General features: G+C 74.6%; 17 protein-coding genes. 8 read left to right on the top strand and 9 right to left on the bottom strand.

Annotation, left to right across the window (positions count from 1 at the left end):
* Positions 1–72: 72 nt before the first annotated feature.
* Complete coding sequence (locus E1298_RS10220) at positions 73–759, bottom strand: GntR family transcriptional regulator (protein ID WP_131891673.1); 687 nt, start codon at positions 757–759, stop codon at positions 73–75.
* A gap of 53 nt (positions 760–812) precedes the next feature.
* A complete protein-coding gene (locus E1298_RS10215; protein ID WP_131891670.1) occupies positions 813–1,553 on the bottom strand; it encodes an alpha/beta fold hydrolase in 741 nt (246 codons plus the stop codon).
* Positions 1,554–1,750: 197 nt separating this feature from the next.
* On the opposite strand from E1298_RS10215, the gene E1298_RS10210 reads away from it, so the two are divergent.
* From E1298_RS10210 to hpaD, 4 genes are all read left to right on the top strand, one after another.
* Positions 1,751–3,181, top strand: a complete 1,431-nt coding sequence (locus tag E1298_RS10210) for a fumarylacetoacetate hydrolase family protein (RefSeq protein ID WP_131891668.1) — start codon at positions 1,751–1,753, stop codon at positions 3,179–3,181.
* Between the two features lie 47 nt (positions 3,182–3,228).
* On the top strand, positions 3,229–4,149 hold the full coding sequence (gene dapA, locus E1298_RS10205; RefSeq protein WP_131891665.1) for a 4-hydroxy-tetrahydrodipicolinate synthase: 921 nt from the start codon (positions 3,229–3,231) through the stop codon (positions 4,147–4,149).
* Positions 4,150–4,213: 64 nt separating this feature from the next.
* Positions 4,214–5,710 carry a 5-carboxymethyl-2-hydroxymuconate semialdehyde dehydrogenase gene (hpaE, locus tag E1298_RS10200; protein ID WP_131891662.1) on the top strand — a complete coding sequence of 499 codons (1,497 nt, stop codon included), beginning with the start codon at positions 4,214–4,216 and terminating at the stop codon, positions 5,708–5,710.
* A 9-nt stretch (positions 5,711–5,719) separates the two neighbouring features.
* The gene (hpaD, locus tag E1298_RS10195) at positions 5,720–6,736 is read left to right on the top strand and encodes a 3,4-dihydroxyphenylacetate 2,3-dioxygenase (protein WP_131891659.1); all 1,017 of its coding nucleotides are present in this window, start codon (positions 5,720–5,722) and stop codon (positions 6,734–6,736) included.
* Between the two features lie 17 nt (positions 6,737–6,753).
* Here the strand turns inward: hpaD and dinB are convergent, their stop codons facing one another.
* The 3 genes from dinB to E1298_RS10180 are packed head-to-tail and all read right to left on the bottom strand — an operon-like array spanning position 6,754 to position 9,792.
* A complete protein-coding gene (dinB, locus tag E1298_RS10190; protein WP_243725495.1) occupies positions 6,754–7,929 on the bottom strand; it encodes a DNA polymerase IV in 1,176 nt (391 codons plus the stop codon).
* 25 nt (positions 7,930–7,954) lie between these two features.
* Positions 7,955–8,638 (bottom strand): response regulator, encoded by a 684-nt coding sequence (locus tag E1298_RS10185; RefSeq protein ID WP_243725494.1) that lies wholly within the window; start codon positions 8,636–8,638, stop codon positions 7,955–7,957.
* Complete coding sequence (locus E1298_RS10180) at positions 8,635–9,792, bottom strand: sensor histidine kinase (protein ID WP_131891650.1); 1,158 nt, start codon at positions 9,790–9,792, stop codon at positions 8,635–8,637. Before E1298_RS10180 ends, E1298_RS10185 begins: the two co-directional genes overlap by 4 nt.
* 134 nt (positions 9,793–9,926) lie before the next feature.
* On the opposite strand from E1298_RS10180, the gene E1298_RS10175 reads away from it, so the two are divergent.
* The gene (locus E1298_RS10175) at positions 9,927–11,225 is read left to right on the top strand and encodes an alpha/beta fold hydrolase (RefSeq protein ID WP_131891647.1); all 1,299 of its coding nucleotides are present in this window, start codon (positions 9,927–9,929) and stop codon (positions 11,223–11,225) included.
* Between the two features lie 421 nt (positions 11,226–11,646).
* On the opposite strand, the gene E1298_RS10170 is transcribed toward E1298_RS10175, so the two are convergent.
* The 4 genes from E1298_RS10170 to E1298_RS10155 are packed head-to-tail and all read right to left on the bottom strand — an operon-like array spanning position 11,647 to position 15,201.
* Entirely contained in the window at positions 11,647–12,915 is a 1,269-nt protein-coding gene (locus E1298_RS10170; protein WP_131891644.1) for an ABC transporter permease, read from the bottom strand.
* Positions 12,912–13,598: an ABC transporter ATP-binding protein gene (locus tag E1298_RS10165; protein ID WP_131891641.1), complete on the bottom strand. Its 687-nt coding sequence runs from the start codon at positions 13,596–13,598 to the stop codon at positions 12,912–12,914. The genes E1298_RS10170 and E1298_RS10165 overlap by 4 nt, the downstream gene beginning before the upstream one ends.
* Entirely contained in the window at positions 13,595–14,623 is a 1,029-nt protein-coding gene (locus E1298_RS10160; RefSeq protein ID WP_207944545.1) for a peptidoglycan-binding protein, read from the bottom strand. Before E1298_RS10160 ends, E1298_RS10165 begins: the two co-directional genes overlap by 4 nt.
* 14 nt (positions 14,624–14,637) lie before the next feature.
* Positions 14,638–15,201 (bottom strand): hypothetical protein, encoded by a 564-nt coding sequence (locus tag E1298_RS10155; RefSeq protein ID WP_131891635.1) that lies wholly within the window; start codon positions 15,199–15,201, stop codon positions 14,638–14,640.
* Positions 15,202–15,361: 160 nt separating this feature from the next.
* Between E1298_RS10155 and E1298_RS10150 the strand changes: the two genes are divergently transcribed.
* From E1298_RS10150 to E1298_RS10140, 3 genes are all read left to right on the top strand, one after another.
* The gene (locus E1298_RS10150; protein ID WP_131891632.1) at positions 15,362–16,018 is read left to right on the top strand and encodes a response regulator transcription factor; all 657 of its coding nucleotides are present in this window, start codon (positions 15,362–15,364) and stop codon (positions 16,016–16,018) included.
* Positions 16,015–17,424 (top strand): sensor histidine kinase, encoded by a 1,410-nt coding sequence (locus E1298_RS10145; RefSeq protein ID WP_131891629.1) that lies wholly within the window; start codon positions 16,015–16,017, stop codon positions 17,422–17,424. The genes E1298_RS10150 and E1298_RS10145 overlap by 4 nt, the downstream gene beginning before the upstream one ends.
* On the top strand, positions 17,379–18,438 hold a 1,060-nt coding region (locus E1298_RS10140; RefSeq protein ID WP_131891626.1), incomplete at its 3' end, for a sensor histidine kinase. The genes E1298_RS10145 and E1298_RS10140, both read left to right, overlap by 46 nt.

Raw genomic sequence — 18,438 nt, 5'->3', positions numbered from 1 at the left:
ACGCGCCGTTCCCCACCTTCGCCCGGCGGGAACGGCGCGTTCTTTTGCCCGGTCGGCGGGCGTGAGGCCCGGTCAGTGCGCGTGCGGCTGCCCGGGGTGGGCGCTGTGGAGCGCGTCGGCGGTGGCGTTCTTGTGGGCGCAGGCCACGCGCTCGATCTCGGTGGGGTCGGCGCCCGCCGCGATGAGGTCGAGAATGTGCCGGTGCTCGACCACCGACCGGCGCGCCCGGCCCGGGACGTAGGTGAAGGTGGAGCGGCGCATGTGGTCCAGGCGCGTCCACTCGGCCTCCAGCAGCGAGCGGAGGTGGCCGTCCGGGCAGTGCTCGTAGATGGAGAAGTGGAACTCCCGGTTGAGCGCGGTGAACGCGGTCGGGTCGAACTCCTCCAGCGCCTCCACCATCCGGTCGTTGATCTTGCGGGAGGCGGCGATCTGCGCCGCGGCCATCACCGGGGCCGAGATCGCCGTCGCGTACCCCTCCAGCCGGGCGAGGATCTGCAGGGTGTGCTCCACCTGCTCGGCGTCGAAGACCGCCACCCGTGCGCCCACGTTGCGGACGACCTCGACCAGGCCGTCGGACTGCAGGCGGCGCAGCGCCTCGCGCAGCGGGATCGTGCTGACCCCGGTCTCCTGGGCGAGCTGGTTGATGACCAGCCGGTAGCCCGGCACGTACGTGCCGTCGAGGATGCGCGACCGCAACAGCTCGTAGCAGAACTCGGCCTTCGACTCCTTGCCCTGGTCCTGCTTCTTCGCGGAACTCACCCGGTTCTCCTCATCCTCGGACCGCAACCCCCCGGTCTCGCTCGCCGGTCCGGTCACCGCGCCAGCACGTCCAGGACCGTGTCGCGGAACCGCGCGCCGGCGAGCACCTCGTGGTGGGCGCCGGGCACGGTGACCAGCCTCGCCCCGCCCACCGACTCGGCGAGGCCGTCGATTCCCTGTGTCAGCTCATCATTCTCGCCGACGACGAGGACAGGCAGAACCTTCGCGTTCCACGGCCCTCCGGCGAACGGGGTCGCGCGCAGCCCCTCCACGCACAGCGCGAGCCCGGCGGCGCGGTCGCCGTGCGCTTTCACCATGCCCGCGATGGCCCCGGTGAAGGGATCGTCGCATTCGGTGCCGTCCTGGACGGCGCGGTGCAGGGCCTCGATGTCAACGGCGGTGAAAGGCTCGGCCGGGCTGAGGCCGCCGAGCACGGCGCGCTCGACGCGTCCGGGCGCCGCGGAGGGCAGCTCCCAGGCGATCCGGGCGCCGAGCGAGTATCCGGCGACGTCGAACGTCGCGGCGCCCGCCTCGTCCATGACGGCCACGAGGTCGGCGGCCAGCGCGGGCGCGGTCACCTCCGCGGAGGTGCTCGGAACCGGGCTGTCCCCGTGGCCGCGCAGGTCGGGGACAATGACGGTGCGCCCGGCATCGGTGAGGGCGCCGGCGATCCCGGTGTCGATCCAATCGGCGGCACCGTCGGAGCCGAAGCCGTGCACGAGGAGCACGGGCGGCGCGTCGGCGGGCCTGCTGGGCGTGAGCGTGCGTGCGGCCAGACCGGCTGTGTCCCGCATCCTTCAAGCACCTCCTAGAGGATTTCGCATACGATTTGCGATCATACTGTACGGGCGGGTCGCTCCCCCTCCTCCGTGCCCGCCTGGTTGGAACGATCGAAGTGACTCACATTGCACCCTCGTCATCGTGCATGACTTCATATACGATTTACTTTTGACCCCTGAGGTTCGCTTCCGTTCCCAACAGGAGAGCCCCTGTGCCGCACCCCCTGGGCAACCGGCCCTCGAAGATCATCGCCGTCCACCTCAACTTCCCCTCCCGGGCGAAGGAGCGCGGACGCGTCCCGGCCGAGCCCTCGTACTTCCTCAAGCCGCCGTCCTCCCTCGCGGGGACCGGCGACGCGCTGGTCCGCCCGGCCGGCTGCGAGCTGATGACCTTCGAGGGCGAGATCGCCCTGGTCATCGGCGAGCGCGCGCGCCGGGTCACCCCCGGCGAGGCGTGGCGGCACGTCGGGTGGGTGACCGCGGCCAACGACGCGGGCGTCCACGACCTGCGCTACGCCGACCGCGGCTCCAACCTGCGCTCCAAGGGCTCCGACGGCTTCACCCCGATCGGCCCGCGCCTGCTCGACGCGCGGCGGCTCGACCCCGCCGCGCTGCGCGTGAGCACCTGGGTGAACGGGGAGCGGGTGCAGGACGACACGACCGACACACTCCTGTTCCCGTTCGCCACGCTGATCGCCGACCTCTCCCGGCTCGTCACCCTGGAGGCCGGTGACGTCATCCTCACCGGCACCCCGGGCGGGGCGTCGGTCGTCTCCCCCGGCGACACCGTCGAGGTCGAGGTGACCGCCGGGGACCTGTCCACCGGACGGCTCCGCAACACGGTGTCCGAGGCGGACCGCCCGCTCGAAGGCTGGGGCGCCATGCCCCGCGTCGACGACGCGGTGCGCGCGGACGCCTGGGGCCCGGCGCACGAGGCGAGGCCCGCACTGGACGAGGCGACCGCCGAGGCGCTGCGCGGCCTGTCGACCGCCACCCTCAGCTCCCAGCTCCGCAAGCGCGGCCTCCAGCACATGACCATCGACGGTGTCCACCCCGCGGACGGCGACGCCAAGATGGTCGGGACCGCGCACACGCTGCGTTACCTTCCGCTCCGCGAGGACCTGTTCAAGCGGTACGGCGGCGGCATGAACGCCCAGAAGCGCGCCATCGAGGAGCTGCGCCCAGGCCAGGTCCTGGTCATGGACGCGCGGCGCGACCCGTCCTCGGGCACGATCGGCGACATCCTGGCGCTGCGGGCCAGGATGCGCGGCGCGGCCGGGGTCGTCACCGACGGGGGCCTGCGCGACAGCGCGACGGTCGCGGGCCTCGGCCTGCCCGTCTTCCACGGCGGCGCCCACCCCGCCGTCCTCGGCCGCCGCCACGTCCCCTGGGACACCGGCGTCCCGATCGCCTGCGGCGGGGCGCTGGTGCAGCCGGGCGACATCCTGGTCGGCGACGCCGACGGCGTGGTCGTCGTCCCTCCCGATCTCGTCGCCGACCTCGTCGAGGACGCGATCGAGCAGGAGGCGCAGGAACGCTTCATCACCGAGCGCGTCGCCGCCGGCGAGCCCATCGAGGGCCTCTACCCGCTCGGTCCCGGCCGGCGCGAGGAGTACGAGACCTGGCGCCGCGAGGGCCGCTGACCGCCTCCCCCCGATCCGACCTCCCACCGATCCGAGGAGCAGACCACGTGAAGTTCCGCACCGACCCGTCCACCATCCGCGGGTCCATCGCGCCCGTCGTCACGCCGTTCACGACCGAGGGGGCCGTCGACCACGACGCGCTGCGCGGACTGATCCGCTGGCAGCTGGAGTCCGGCTCGCACGGGATCTCGCTCGGCGGCTCGACCGGGGAGCCCAGCAGCCAGACGGTCGCCGAGCGCGTTCTGGCCATCCGCACCGCCGCGGACGAGGTCGCCGACCGCGTCCCGTTCCTGCCGGGGACCGGCGCGGCCAAGCTGGAGGAGACCCTGGAGCTCACCGCCGCCGCCCGCGACGCCGGCGCGGACGCCGCCCTGGTGATCACCCCCTACTACGCGCGGCCCACGCAGGAGGCCCTGTACCGCTGGTACGCCACCGTCGCGCGCGAGTTCCCCGACCTGCCGCTCGTGGTCTACAACGTCCCGTCCAGGACGGCCGTGGACATCGCCCCCGAGACCGTCCGCCGGCTCTTCGCCGACTTCGACAACATCGTCGGGATCAAGGAGACGACCAAGGACTTCGAGCACTTCTCCCGCGTCCTGCACGCCTGCGGGCCCGAGCTGCTCGTCTGGTCCGGCATCGAGCTGCTGTGCCTGCCCCTGCTCGCCCTCGGCGGCGCCGGGTTCGTCAGCGCCGTCACCAACCTCGCGCCCGCGGCCGTCGCCCGGATGTACGAGCTGTGGACGGCCGGGGACCACGCCGCCGCCCGCGACCTGCACTACCGCCTGCACCCCCTCGTCGACCTGCTGTTCGTCGAGACCAACCCGGCGCCCGCCAAGTGGGTGCTGGAGCGGCAGGGGCGGATCCCGTCCGGGCACGTCCGGCCGCCGCTCGCCGCGCCGTCCGACGAGGCCCTGGCGCGCATCCGCGCCCTGCTCGACCAGGGCGGCGACCTCACCGCGGCGATCTGACCCGCTCCCACGGCGGTCCGCCCCGCGTTCCCGCCGCCCGCAACCGACCCGGAAGAGAGCATCGATGCCCGTCCCCTCCACCTCCGCCCGCCCCGCCGGCCTGCCGGAGCACATCCGGCACTGGATCGGCGGCGAGTTCGCCGACAGCGCCGGCGGCGCGGTCTTCGACGTCACCGACCCCGTCTCCAACACCCGCTACGCCACCGCCGCCGCGGGCGGCCCCGCCGACGTCGACCGCGCCGTCGCCGCGGCGGGCGCGGCGTTCCCCGGCTGGTCGGCGCTGGGCAACCGCGAGCGCGCCACCATCCTCATCCGCATCGCCGACGCGGTCGAGGCGCGCGAGGACCGGCTGGCCGAGCTGGAGTCCTTCGACTCCGGCCTGCCGATCACGCAGGCGCGGGGCCAGGCCCGCCGCGCCGCCGAGAACTTCCGCTACTTCGCCGACGTGATCGTCGCGCTCGGCGAGGAGGCGTACCGGGTCGGCGACCAGCAGATCAACTACGTCGTGCGGACCGCCGCCGGGGTCGCCGGGCTGATCACCCCCTGGAACACCCCGTTCATGCTGGAGAGCTGGAAGCTCGCCCCGGCGCTGGCGTCCGGCTGCACCCTGGTGCTCAAGCCCGCCGAGTGGACGCCGCTGTCGGCGGGCCTGTGGCCGGAGATCTTCACCGAGGCCGGCGTCCCCGCCGGGGTGGTCAACATCGTCCACGGGATCGGCGAGGTGGCCGGACAGGCCCTCGTCGACCACCCGGACGTGCCGCTGCTGTCGTTCACCGGCTCCACCGACACCGGCCGCCACATCATGCGCTGCTCCGCCGACGGCCTGAAGGCCCTGTCGATGGAGCTGGGCGGCAAGTCGCCCGTGGTGGTGTTCGCCGACGCCGACCTCGACGCGGCCCTGGACTCGGTCCTGTTCGGGGTGTTCTCCCTGAACGGGGAGCGCTGCACGGCGGGCTCCCGCGTCCTGGTGGAGAGCCCCGTCTACGAGGAGTTCACCCGCCGCCTCGCCGAGCGCGCCGAGAAGGTCAGGGTCGGGCCGCCGTCCGACCCCGCCACCGAGGTCGGCGCGCTCGTCCACCCCGAGCACTACGCCCGGGTGCTGGACTACGTCGAGATCGGCCAGCGGGAGGCCAAGCTGATCGCGGGCGGCGGCCGCCCCGGCCACCTGCCCGAGGGCAACTACCTCCAGCCCACCGTCTTCGCCGACGTCCCCCGCGACGCCCGGATCTTCCAGGAGGAGATCTTCGGCCCGGTCGTGGCCGCCGCGCCCTTCGACGACGAGGCCGAGGCGATCGAGCTGGCCAACGCCACCCGCTACGGCCTCGCCGCCTACGTCTGGACGGGCGACCTCAAGCGCGGCCACCGCATCGCCCACGCGGTCGCCTCGGGTATGGTCTGGGTCAACTCGCATAACGTCCGCGACCTGCGAACCCCGTTCGGCGGTGTCAAGGATTCGGGCGTCGGACGCGAGGGCGGCGCGCACAGCATCGACTTCTTCTCCGAGTCCAAGATCGTGCACGTCATGCTCGGCGAGGTCCACACGCCTCGCTTCGGAGCCTAAGGAGGGCCCGTGAACACTCCTCCCCCCGATGTCATCCGGTCCGCCTACGCGCAGCTGGCCGTCACGGACCTGGCCGCGGCCCGCTGGTTCTGGGTGAACATGCTCGGCCTGCACGTCCAGCACGAGGACGGCGACACCCTCTACCTGCGGGGCACCGACGAGCTGACCCACCACTCCCTCGTCCTGCGCGCCGGACCGGCCGCCGCGCTCGACCATCTGGCCTACCGGGTCCGCGCCCCCGAGGACCTCGACCGCGCCGAGCGGTTCTTCGGCGGGCTCGGGCGGCCGGTCCGCCGCGTCCCCGCCGGGACGGGCACCCACGGCGTCGGCGACGCGGTCCGCGTCGTCGACCCGCTCGGGTTCACGGTGGAGTTCTTCCACGGCATCGCCCGCGGCGAGCGCCTCATCCAGCGCTACGACCTGCACCGCGGCGCCCGCATCGCCCGGCTGGACCACTTCAACATCTGCACGCCCGACATCCCCGCCGCCTACGAGCACTACCGGTCCCTCGGATTCGGGTGCTCGGAGACCATCGAGGGCGACCAGCACGAGCTGTACGCGGCGTGGATGTTCCGCAAGCAGACCGTCCACGACGTGGCGTTCACCGGCGGGGCCGGGCCCCGCCTGCACCACATCGGGATGGCGACCCACGAGTCCCACCAGGTCCTGCACACCGCCGACGTCTTCGGCTCGCTCGGCAAGGAGCACCACATCGAGCGCGGCCCGGGCCGCCACGGCGTCTCCAACGCCTTCTACGTCTACCTCCGCGACCCCGACGGCCACCGCGTGGAGATCTACACCTCCGACTACTACACCGGCGACCCCGACCACGAGACGTACCGGTGGAACGTCCACGACGACCGCCGCCGCGACTTCTGGGGCAACGCGGTCATCGAGTCCTGGTACAAGGAGGCCTCCCCCGTCCTGGACCTGGACGGGCGGATGCAGCCGATCCGCGAGGCCGTCCTGGACGAGTCGGCCGTCCAGGTGGGCGCCGACGGCCTGGGAATCACGACCCAGGAATGAGAACGGCCCCGGGCGGGTCAGTCGGGGAGCATTGGCATGGGCGGGGCCTGGTCGTGGCCCAGCAGGGCGGCGCGCGTGATCGCGGACGAGCCGAACCGGTCGCGGACGCCGTCGACCGCCGCGTCCAGCGCCATCGCCTGGTCGAACGGGAGCGCGAGCTGCACGGCGGCGTCGTCGTGCAGGTTGCCGAGGGACACCCCGACCAGCGTGAGGCCCCGGCTGCCGATCATGGGTGCGGCTGCGGCGAGCAGGTCCCGCGCCGCGTCCAGGATCACCGGGGTCTCGGCGGTGGCCTGGGGCAGCGTGTGCGAGCGGGTGGCCCGGGCGAAGTCGTCGAACCGCAGGCGCAGCGTGACCGTCCGGCACACCCGCCGGGCCGCCCGCAGCCTGCCCGCGAGCCGGTCGACCAGCCCGACCACGATGACCTCCACCTCCGCGCGGGACCGCCGGCGGCGGCCCAGCGCCCGCTGCGCGCCCATCGAGCGGCGCCGGACCCCGGTGCGGACGGGGCGCGGGTCGCGGTTGCGGGCCAGGGCCGACAGGTGCCGCCCGGCCGCCGGGCCGAGCAGCGACACCAGCGTGCCCTCCGGCGCGTCCGCCACGTCGCCGACCGTCCCGATGCCGAGGTTCGCGAGCTTGGCCGCGGTGGCGGGCCCGACGCCCCACAGCCGCCGGACGGGCAGCGGGCGCAGGAAGTCCAGCTCGCCGTCCGGCGGCACCACCAGCAGCCCGTCCGGCTTGGCGACGCCGCTGGCCACCTTGGCGAGGAACTTGGTGCGCGCCACCCCGACCGTGATCGGCAGCCCGATCTCCTCGGCGACGTCCCGCCGCAGCCGCGCCGCGATCCCGGCGGGCTCGCCGCGCAGCCCGTCCACGTCGAGGAACGCCTCGTCGATCGACAGGCCCTCGACCAGCGGGGTCGTGGCCCGGAACACCGCGAACACCGCGCGGCTCGCCGCGGTGTAGGCGCTCATCCGGGGCCGGACGACGATCGCGCGCGGGCAGAGCCGCCGGGCCTGCCCGCCGCTCATCGCGGTCCGCACCCCGTACGCCTTGGCCTCGTAGCTGGCCGCCAGGACCACGCCCGCCCCGACGATCACCGGCCGCCCGCGCAGGGCGGGGTCGTCGCGCTGCTCGACCGACGCGTAGAACGCGTCCAGGTCGGCATGCAGGATCGTCGCTCCGGCGGACACGAACATATGTTCGCATAGCCCGGGATCAGGGTGCCTCGCCGGGCTCACCCGGTCGGGGGCGGACGAGCCCGTGGTCGTAGGCGAACACCACCGCCTGGATCCGGTCGCGGAGCGCGAGCTTGGCGAGGATGCGCTTGACGTGCGTCTTCGTCGTGGCCTCCGCGACGTGGAGGAGGCGGGAGATCTCGGCGTTGGACAGGCCGCGGGCCATCAGCAGCAGCACCTCCCGCTCCCGCCCGGTCAGCCGGTCCAGGCGGCGCCGGACCTCCGGGCCCGGGGGCGGGGGCGAGGTGCGGGCGAACTCGCCGAGGAGCCGCCGGGTCACCGAGGGGCCGAGGAGCCCCTCCCCCGCGGCGATCGTCCGGATCCCCTCGATGAGGGTCTCCGGCGGGGTGCGCTTGAGCAGGAAGCCGCTCGCGCCCGCGCGGACGGCGGCGAACACGTACTCGTCCAGCTCGAAGGTGGTCAGCACCAGGACGCGGGTCGCGGTCCCCGCGGCTGTGATCTCGGCGGTGGCGGCGACGCCGTCCTTGACGGGCATCCGCACGTCCATCAGGACGACGTCGGGCGCGGTGGTCCGGGCGAGCAGGACGGCGCGCGCGCCGTCGGCGGCCTCGCCGACGACCGTGATGTCGGGCTGGGTCTCCAGCATGACGCGCAGGCCGCCGCGCATCAGCTCCTCGTCGTCGGCGATCACGACCCGGATCACGCGGCGGCCCGCCCGGTGAGCGGGACGCGGACGTCGACCCGCCATCCCCCGCCGGGCGCGGGCCCGGCGTCGCAGGTGCCGCCGATCCCGCGGGCGCGCTCGCGCATCCCGGCCAGGCCCCGTCCCGCCCGGGACGGCCCGCGCGCAGCGCCCGTCCCGTCGTCGGCGACCGCCACCTCTACGGCGTCGCCGTCGCGGGCCACGCGCACCCGCACGGTCGTCGCGGAGGCGTGTCGGACGACGTTGGTGAGCGACTCCTGGACGATGCGGCGCAGGGCCTCGGCGACCGGCCCGGGCACGTCCGGCAGGTCCTCGGCGATCTCGACCTCGGCCCGCAGGCCGTCCGGCAGCACGGCGACCAGCCCGCGCACCGCTTCGGCCAGGCCGGGCGGCCGCTCCTGCGGGCCGAGCAGGCCGAGAACGCGGTCGAGATCGGCGAGGGCGGCGCGCCCGGCGGCCTCGATCCGGCTCAGGGACGACCGGACGACGTCCTGCCCGGCACCGGCTTCCTGCCCGGAGCCGAGGGAGAGGCGGGCCGCGCCCGCGTGGGTCACCATGATCGTGACCGCGTGGCCGACGGCGTCGTGCAGCTCGCGGGCCATCCGGGCGCGCTCGTCGGCGAGGGTCCGCTCGCGGAGCGCGGCGATCCGCTCGACCTCGCGCGCCCGCAGCGCCCGCGCCGCCTCCCACCGCGACCGGGCGGCGTCCCCGACGACCAGCGCGCCGCCGTGCAGCACGGCGCCGAACACGAACGCCGGGATGTTCTCGGTGGCCAGCGCAACGAGCGCCGCGGCCACCGGCAGGGCGGACAGCTCCGCCGCGCGGCCCCGGGGACGGGTCTGCACGACCATCGTCAGGGCCAGCGCGGACGCCGCGGACACGTTGGTCAGCGGGTAGCCGGTCAGCGCCACCGCGACCGTCGCGGCCGCCGCGGCCCACAACGCGGTCGCCGGTGCGAGCCTGCGGCCCGCAATCGCGGCGAACCACACCACGGCCGCGATCCGCACCACGGCCGGCCCGTGGGTGGCCGACGCGGTGACGTCGGACGCGCCGACGGTGATCGTCGCCGAGACGTAGGCGACGAAGACGTCGATGCCGATCCAGCCCCATCCGCGGTCGGCGCGCCGATCCGGCCGCCATCGCTGTGACCCCATGCAGGTCAGCGTACGGAAGGCCGGTGGCCCGCGGGATCCTCCGGGTGGAGGGCGGGCCGTCCCCCCGCGGGGGGACGAAATGGGTACCGGCCGAGGGACGATCGCGGCGGGGGCCCGTCCCTAGCGTCACCGGCATGACAGAGCAGACCACCTTCACGTCCATCGCCCCGGCCCACCCGCGGCCCCGCGTGCGCCGCCGCGTCGGCGGCAGGGCGCTCCTCGCCGCCGCCGTCCTGCTGGGTCCCCCGGCCGGCGTCGTCGCGTTCCTGCTCGCCGCCGCGCTGCGCGCCGCCGTCGCGCCGAGCGCGGTGATCGGCGTGGCCGCCATGGTCCTGGTCACCGGGGCGCTGGCCCTGCCCGGCGGCCGGCTGGCGTTCCGCAGGCGCGGGCGGCTCGCCGCGGCGCTCGTCACCGGGGCGACCGCGGTCCTGGCGACCCTCGCCATGGCGGTCACCTTCTTCCGGCCCCTCGACATCCCGGCGGCCGCGCTGCCCGCCCAGAACACCCGCTACTGGCAGTTGTCCACCGGTTCCCGCATCGCCTACACGCTGACCCCCGCGCACGGCCGGGCCCGTCCGGCGCCGGTGGTGCGCCTGCACGGCGGGCCCGGGACGCCCGGCTCGGGCCCCGACGACCTCGACCGGGAGCTGGCCGCGGACGGGTTCGACGTCTACACCTACGACCAGCTCGGCTCCGGGCGCTCGCAGCGGCTGAAGGACCCCACCGGGTACACCGTGGCGCGGCAGATCGCCGACCTGGAGGCCATCCGGCGGCGGATCGGGGCCGAGCGGCTCGTCCTGGTCGGCAGCTCGTGGGGCGCGACGCTCGCGGCCCAGTACCTCGCGGCCCATCCCGGCGGCGTCGCCCGGATGGTCCTGGTGTCGCCGGGCGCCCTGTGGGCGCCGGAATGGGAGAAGTCGGGCGAGGGCGAGCTGTGGGACCGCCTCACCCCCGTCCAGCGCCGGGAGATGGACGGGCTGGAGAACAGGCCCCGGCTGATCGCCTGGTCGCTGCTCATGGCGGTGGACCCCCGCGCCGCCCACGACCTCGTCCCGGACGAGGAGATCGACCCCCTGTTCAACCGGCTGCTGTCCACGGTCGGGTCGGCGGCGACCTGCTACCCCGAGCGCCCGCTGCACGAGGCGTCCTCGCGTTCGGGGTTCTACTCCAACCAGCTGACCTCCGACGACGCCCTGAAGGTCCCCGACCCGCGTCCGGCGCTGCGCGGGACGGCGACCCCGGCGCTGGTCCTGCGCGGCGAGTGCGACTACAAGAAGCCGGAGCTGGCCCGCGAGTACCGCGACACCCTGCCCGGCGCGAAGCTCGTCCAGGTGCGGGGCGCGGGCCACGTGATCGAGGCCGAGCAGCCCGCGTTCTACCGCGCCGCCGTGACGGCGTTCCTGACCGGCCGGCCGCTGCCGCCCTCGCCGTGACCACGCCCGGCCGCCCTGGCCGCCTTGGCCGCCTTGGCCGCCTGGCCGCCCTCCGGCGCCCGAGGGGGGTGGCCGCCGGGCCGGGGTGCAAGGAAGGACTGTCCCGGTTGGATCCCGGCGGCCTGGTGTCCCGGCTGTGTGGGCCGGACCCCTCTGCGCGCCCCGTCCGCGGTCCACGCCGGGGGCAACTGGCCCAGAACCGCAGGCGGGGCGGGGTCTCGACCCTAGCGCGCACGCTTGATCACCTTAAGTGATCGCGTATTTACAGTTGTTGCCACCGCTGGTCAGGACCGGTGCGTTGAGAAATCACCGGCCTCCCGCGCCTCAGACGGAGGAGCACGGGATCGCCGAGGACGCGTTCAAGGGCCGGAGGGACCGCCTCGCCTGAGCCCGCCCCCGCGAGGCCGCTCAGGCGAGGCGGTCAGGCGGCGGCGAGGGCCTCGGTGGGCGCGAGGCGCGCGGCGCGGATCGCGGGGTACAGGCCGGCGATCCCGCCGATGACCAGGGTGGCGAGGACGCCGCCCGCCATCGCCCACGGCGGCACCACGGTCGGCCAGCCCTGCGTCACCGCGAACACCGCCGTCACCACGATGCCGAGCGCGACGCCGCCGAGGCCGCCGAGCGCGGCCAGCAACTGCGACTCGGTGAGGAACTGCAACCTGATCTGGCCGCGGGTGGCGCCGAGGGAGCGGCGCAGGCCGATCTCGGCGCGGCGCTCCAGCACCGAGATCACCATCGTGTTGGCGACGCCGACGCCGCCGACCAGCAGCGCCACCCCGCCGAGGCCGAGGAGCAGCCCGGTGAACGCCTCGTTCGTGGCGTTCTCGGCCGCCAGGGCGTCGGACGGGCGGCTGACCTGCACCTCGTTCGGCGACTCGGGGCTGGCGGTGGCGGCGAGCAGGTCCCGCACGCGCGCCACCGACCCCTTGTCGGCCCGGGCGTAGATCGTGGTGGGGTGGCCGTCGAAGCCGAGGTGGGACGCGGCCGCCTCCCAGCCCACCAGCGCGGCCGAGTCCAGCTCCGGCGCGAGGCCGTTGGGGTTCAGGACGCCGACGACGGTGAACCACCGCGAACCGAGCCACACCTGGACGTTCGGCGTGGACACGCCGAGCCGCGCGGCCGTCTCCGAGCCGAGGACGACCGCCGGGTACCTGGCCGTCCCGGCGTTGAGCCAGGACCCCGCCGACATCGTGAGGCCGATCGTGCGCGGCAGGTCGAGGCGGGCCGCCAGCACGGTGACCCCGCCGCTCTCCCCCTCCGGGATGCGGTCGTTGCGGTAGACGCGGGTGTCGGCCAGCTTCCCGGTCGCCGACGCCGACGCCACGTCCGCCATCCGGGTGACCATGCCGACCGACTCCTCGGGCAGCTTCGCGTCGTCGCCGAACAGGTCCTGGCCGGGCCCCACCGTCAGCAGGTCGGTGCCGAGCCGGTCCAGGGTGTCCTGGAGCTGCGCCCGGCTGGAGGTGGAGATCCCGACCACGCCGATCATGGCGGCGATGCCGATCGCGATCCCGAGGGCGGACAGGAACACCCGCATCGGGCGGGCCCGCAGCCCGGCGGCGCCGACCCGCAGCACGTCCCGCGGCCGCAGCCGCGCCGGGGCGTCGCCGCCCCCGGTCGCACCGCCCCCGGTCGCACCGCCCCCGTGCGCGCCGCCTCCGTGCGCGCCGCCTTCTCTCCTGCGCCTCATCGCGCCTCCGCCCAGGCGTCGTCGCCGACGATCCGGCCGTCGCGCATCTGCACCTGGCGGGGCAGCAGGGCGGCGATGTCCCGGTCGTGGGTGATCAGGATGACGGTGGTCCCGGCTCCGGCCAGCTCCCGCAGCAGGTCGAGGACGCCCGTGCCCGACGCGGAGTCCAGCGCGCCGGTCGGCTCGTCCGCGAGCAGCATCGCCGGCTCGCCGACGACCGCGCGGGCTATCGCGACCCGCTGCTTCTCGCCACCCGACAGCTGGTGCGGGCGGTGGCCGAGGCGGTGCCCGAGCCCGACCCGCTCCAACGCCGCGCGGGCCAGGCGCCGCCGCCGCGCCGGGGCGGCTCCCCCGTACAGCAGGCCGTCGGCGACGTTGTCCAGCGCGCTGACCCCGGCGGCCAGGTGGAACTGCTGGAAGACGAAGCCGATCCGCCGGGCGCGCAGCGCCGACAGCCGCCGGTCCGGCAGCGCCGACACGTCCCGTCCCTCGACGAGGACGGTCCCGGCGCTCGGCCGGTCGAGCGTGCCCAGCAGGTGCAGCATGGTCGACTTGCCGGAGCCGGACGGCCCGACGATCGCGACGAGCTCGCGCGCCTCGACCGTCAGCGACACCGCGTCCAGCGCCGTCACGCCGCCCGGATAGGTCCTGGTGACCTCCCGGAGCTCCACGACGGGGCTCATGCGGGCACCCCCACGTTCATGCCCTCGGTCAGGCCGGGACCGGAGATCTCGACCTTGCCCTCGGTGAACACGCCGGTCTCGACCGGGACCGTCCTGACCGCGCCGTTCTGGACGACCTGCACCGCGTAGCCGCCGTCGCCCTTGGCGAGCAGCGCGCCGATCGGCACGGCCAGGACGTCCGGGTGCCGGTTGGCGGTGAGGTCCACGTCCACCGGCGCCTTGTCGTAGGTGCCGAGCGACCGCTGGCCGCGGACGGCGATCGTGACCGCGACGGTCGTCGGCTGGTCGTCGCCCTGGCCCTCCTTGGCGACCTTCCCCACGGACGTGATCGTGCCCTTGGTCGAGCCGCCGTCCGGCAGCCCGATCTCCACCGTCGCCCCCTTCCTCGCGAGCCGCTGGTACTCCACGTCGAGATCGACGCTGACGACCCGGGTGGTGCCGGTGTAGGTGAGCAGCGGGCCGCCCATCCGGTCGCCGACGTTCGCCTTCCGCTCGGCCACCCGGATCTCCCCGGAGGCGATCATCGCCGAGCCGGGCGCGACCGTCCCGGTCTCGGTGACCCCGAGGTCCTCCTGCCAGCGCTCCACCGCGTCCGCCGTGGCGGAGCCGTAGGTCTTGTCGACGGTGAACCCGGTGTAGCCGAGGGCCTGCAAGTTCCGCTCGAACTGGTAGACGTCCGGGCCCTTCGTGCCGGTGGACAGGGTCCGGTAGAGCGGCAGCGAGCCGTACAGCAGCGGGACCGGCTTGTTGTCGACCCGGTAGACCGGCCGTCCCCGGGAGATCACCGACCCGGCCCCGGCGAGCCAGGTCAGCGTCCCCCGGCCGGCGCCGGCGGCGGTGCGGGCGGTGCCGTAGCCGAGCGTGCCGTCCACCTGCTGGGTCTCGACCAGCGTCGTCTTCTCGATCGGCGCGGTCGCGGGCGGCAGGCCGCTGCGCGCGGCGGCCGGTCCGCCGTCACCGCCCAGCCCGGCGGTGGCGAGGCCCGCGCCGCCGGCCACGACCACCCCGGCGGCGCCCAGGACCACGGTGCGCCTCCTGGTCAACTGTCGATCCCGGACTTGCCGGCCCCGGCCCCGCCGGGACCGCGGTCCGGCGCGTACTTCTTGCACGCCTTGTCGGCGTTCTTGAACTTCTGGCCCTGCGGATCCATGTCCGAGCCCCGGTCCATCTTGATCTTGATTCCGCCGTCGGGGTCCGGGTCGGGGAACGCGGCGATGCCGTTGTCGCGCATGCACTTGGAGTAGGCGCGCTGCTTGGCGATCTCCTCCGGCTTGGGCTTCGGCGGCTTCCCGCCGTTCGGCATGAGGTGCCGACACTTCTTCTGCGCGTCGTCCATGCCGCCGGGCCCCTCGTCGGGACCGTCCTTGCCCTTCGCGCCGGGCTTCTTCGACATCCTCGTCGTGACCTTGCCGTCCCCCGACGGATCGTCCATGTCCACGCCGTTGGCGCGCATGCACTGGGCGTACTGGCGCATCTTCTGCTGGTCGCTGACGGCCTTGGCGGTCCCGGTGGCCGCGGTCCCCTTGCCGTCGCCCCCGCACGCCTGCAACCCGAGGCCGAGCGCCGGCACCAGGGCCAGCGCCGCGAACGTCTGTCGTCGCATCGGTCGGTCTCCCTGTCGTCCCGCCGGACGGGCGCCCGGCGGCGACCGCCAGTCCAGCCCCCGCCCGATAACCCCGGCGTAACCACATCTCGTTATGCCGGCGTTACGCGCGTTGCCCGAAGCTGTGCGGCAGACGGACAGGGGCTGGAGGACGGCAGACGTGCGCGTACTGATCGCCGAGGACGAGCGGATGCTCGCCGATTCGATCGCGGAGGGGCTGAGAGCCGAGGCCCTGGCCGTGGACGTGGTGTACGACGGGGACGCCGCGCTGGAGCGGCTCGGCGTGAACGACTACGACGTGCTGGTCCTCGACCGGGACCTGCCGGTGGTGCACGGCGACGACGTCTGCCGCGCCGTGGTGGAGTCCGGCGCGCTCGTCCGGGTGCTGATGCTCACCGCGGCCGTGGCCGTCCCCGCGCGGGTCGACGGGCTCCGGCTCGGCGCGGACGACTACCTGACCAAGCCGTTCGCGTTCGAGGAGCTGGTGGCGCGGATCCTCGCCCTCGGCCGGCGCGCCAGCCCCCCGTCCCCGCCCCTGCTGGAGCGCTCCGGGATCCGGCTCGACCCGGCGCGCCGGGAGGTCCACCGCGACGGCCGGTTCGTCCACCTCGCGCGCAAGGAGTTCGGCCTGCTCGCCGAGTTGCTGCGCGCCGACGGGACGATCGTCTCGGCCGAGCGCCTCCTGGAGAAGGTGTGGGACGAGCACACCGACCCGTTCACCAACACCGTCCGGGTGACGCTGATGAAGCTCCGCCGCAAGCTCGGCGACCCGCCGGTCATCGAAACCGTCCCGGGAGTGGGGTACCGCATTCCATGACGACGCTCGCCGAGAGGCTCCGGCTGACGATCCGGATGCGGCTCACCCTGCTGTACACCGGGCTGTTCCTGTCCGCCGGCATCGTCCTGCTGGGGCTGACCTACCTGCTCGTCCGCAACAGCCTCCAGCAGGCGCCGGAGCCGGTCGCGACCGACCGGGTCTACGAGAAGGCGCCCGGCGAGGGGCGGAATCCGGCGCAGGGGCCGGAGTTCACGGGCCGGGCGGAGCCGCTGCCGCCCTCGGGGACGGTCTCGGTCAAAAGGTTCCAGACGGACCTGGCCAAGACCGCCAAGGACTCCCAGAACAAGACGCTGAACGCGCTGCTGACCCAGGGCGGCGTCGCCTTGGGGCTGGTGGGCGCGGCGGGGCTCGGGCTGGGCTGGCTGCTGGCCGACCGGGCGCTGCGTCCCGTCCACAAGATCACCGAGACGGCGGGGCGGGTGGCGCGCAGCCACGACCTGACCGAGCGCATCGCCTACGAGGGGCCGCGCGACGACGTCAAGGAGCTGGCCGACACCTTCGACACCATGCTCGGACGGCTCGCCAGGTCGTTCGACGTCCAGCGGCGGTTCGTCGCGAACGCCTCGCACGAGTTGCGCACCCCGCTCGCCATCAACCGGACGCTCGTCGACGTCGCACTGCGCCGCCCCGACGCTACCGACGACGTCAAACGGCTGGGCGAGTCGCTGCTGGTCGTCAACGGGCGCCATGAGCGGCTCATCGACGGGCTGCTCACGCTCGCGGGCGGCGAGAACGTCATGGTGGACGCGAGCCCGCTGGACCTGGCGGACGTCGCCGGGCACGTCCTCGACCAGTCCGCCCCCGAGGCCGGGCCGCGGGGGCTGACGGCCGACCGAAGGCTCGGCCCTGCGCCCACGGCGGGCGACCCCGTGCTGGTGGAGCGGCTCGTCCAGAACCTGGTCGAGAACGCGATCCGGCACAACCGCGACGGCGGCGAACTGTCGGTCTCCACGCGCGGCCGCGACGGCTGGGCCGAGCTCACCGTCACCAACACCGGCCCGGTCGTCCCGCACTACGAGGTCGAGACGATCTTCGAGCCGTTCCGGCGGCTGGGCAACGACCGGGTGCGCTCGGACCGCGGCTCCGGGCTCGGCCTGTCGATCGTCCGCGCCATCGCGACCGCGCACGGCGGAGCGGTGGCCGCCCTCCCGTGCCAGGGCGGCGGCCTGATGGTCACCGTCCGCCTGCCAAGCCGCCTACCGAACGACCACCCGCACGAGTGGCCACTGCGGACGGGGCGCGGCGCGTCGTCGCGGTCGGGCGGGGGCGCGAGGATGAGATCGGTTCTCATTCGCGCGGGTGACGTGCGAGGCGGCGGGCGTCCCCGAGACTGGAGCGCATGGGCGACACCCGGACCTTCGACCGCCTGGTGGCGCTGGCGGTGACCCTGGCCACGGTCGGGCCGGCGCTCGTGTCGGCGCGCCCGTGGTGGGTGGTGGCGCTGGCCGTCCTCGCGTCGGTCCCGGTGCTGTGGCGGCGCCGGGCGCCGCTGCTGACCGGGCTCATCGTCGGGCTCGCCATGACCGCGCTGGTGGTGTGGCAGAAGCCGCTGCTGCTGCCCTGGGGGCCGCTCGTGTCCGCCTACACGATCGCGGCGCNGAGCCGGCCGCTGCTGCGGCTGCTGTCGGTGCCGATCCTCGCGGTCGCCGTGTACGTCTCGATCGTCCTGCCGGACGAGGACGCCGACGTCTATCCGCTGCTCGGAACGGCGTTCGCCGCCGCGTTCGCGCTGGGGACGGCCGAGCAGGCCCGGCGCGCCCAGGCCGCCGAGCACGCCGAGCGGGCGCGGCGGCTGGAGCAGGAGCGGGCGGCGGCGGTCGTCCGCGAGCGGACGCGGATCGCCCGCGACATGCACGACATCGTCACCCACTCGGTCGGGCTGATGGTCGTCCAGGCCGAGGCCGCCCCCCTCGGCGGTCCGGAGCGGGCCGACGAGGCGTTCGAACGCATCGCGGACATCGGGCGCGGCGCGCTCACCCAGCTGCGCTCGCTCCTGGACGCCCTGCGCGACGTCCCCGGGGGCGGCGCGCAGCCGGGCCTCGCGACGCTGCCCGAGTTGGTGACCGGGTCCGGGGTCCCGGCGACGCTGACCGTGGAGGGCGAGCCCCGGCCGGTCGCGCCGGAGGTCGGCGTGGCGGCCTTCCGGATCGTCCAGGAGGCATTGACGAACGTCCGCAAGCACGCCGCGGGGGCGACCGCGGTCCGTGTCACCGTGCGCTGGGGCGACGAGCTGACGGTAGAGGTCACCGACAACGGACGGCCCGCCGAGTCCCGCCCCCGCGACAGCGGGCGCCACGACGGCGGGCGCTGGGATGGGGGGCGCCAAGACGCCAGGCACGGCGACAGCGGGCGGCCTGGCGATGGACGGCGCGGTGGCGAGCACCTTGATGGGAGGTCGG

The organism is Actinomadura rubrisoli (assembly GCF_004349215.1).
GTDB classification, from domain to species: domain Bacteria; phylum Actinomycetota; class Actinomycetes; order Streptosporangiales; family Streptosporangiaceae; genus Spirillospora; species Spirillospora rubrisoli.
The sequence above is the reverse complement of the archived record's forward strand: the minus strand, read 5'-3'. Positions and strand labels throughout refer to the sequence as shown.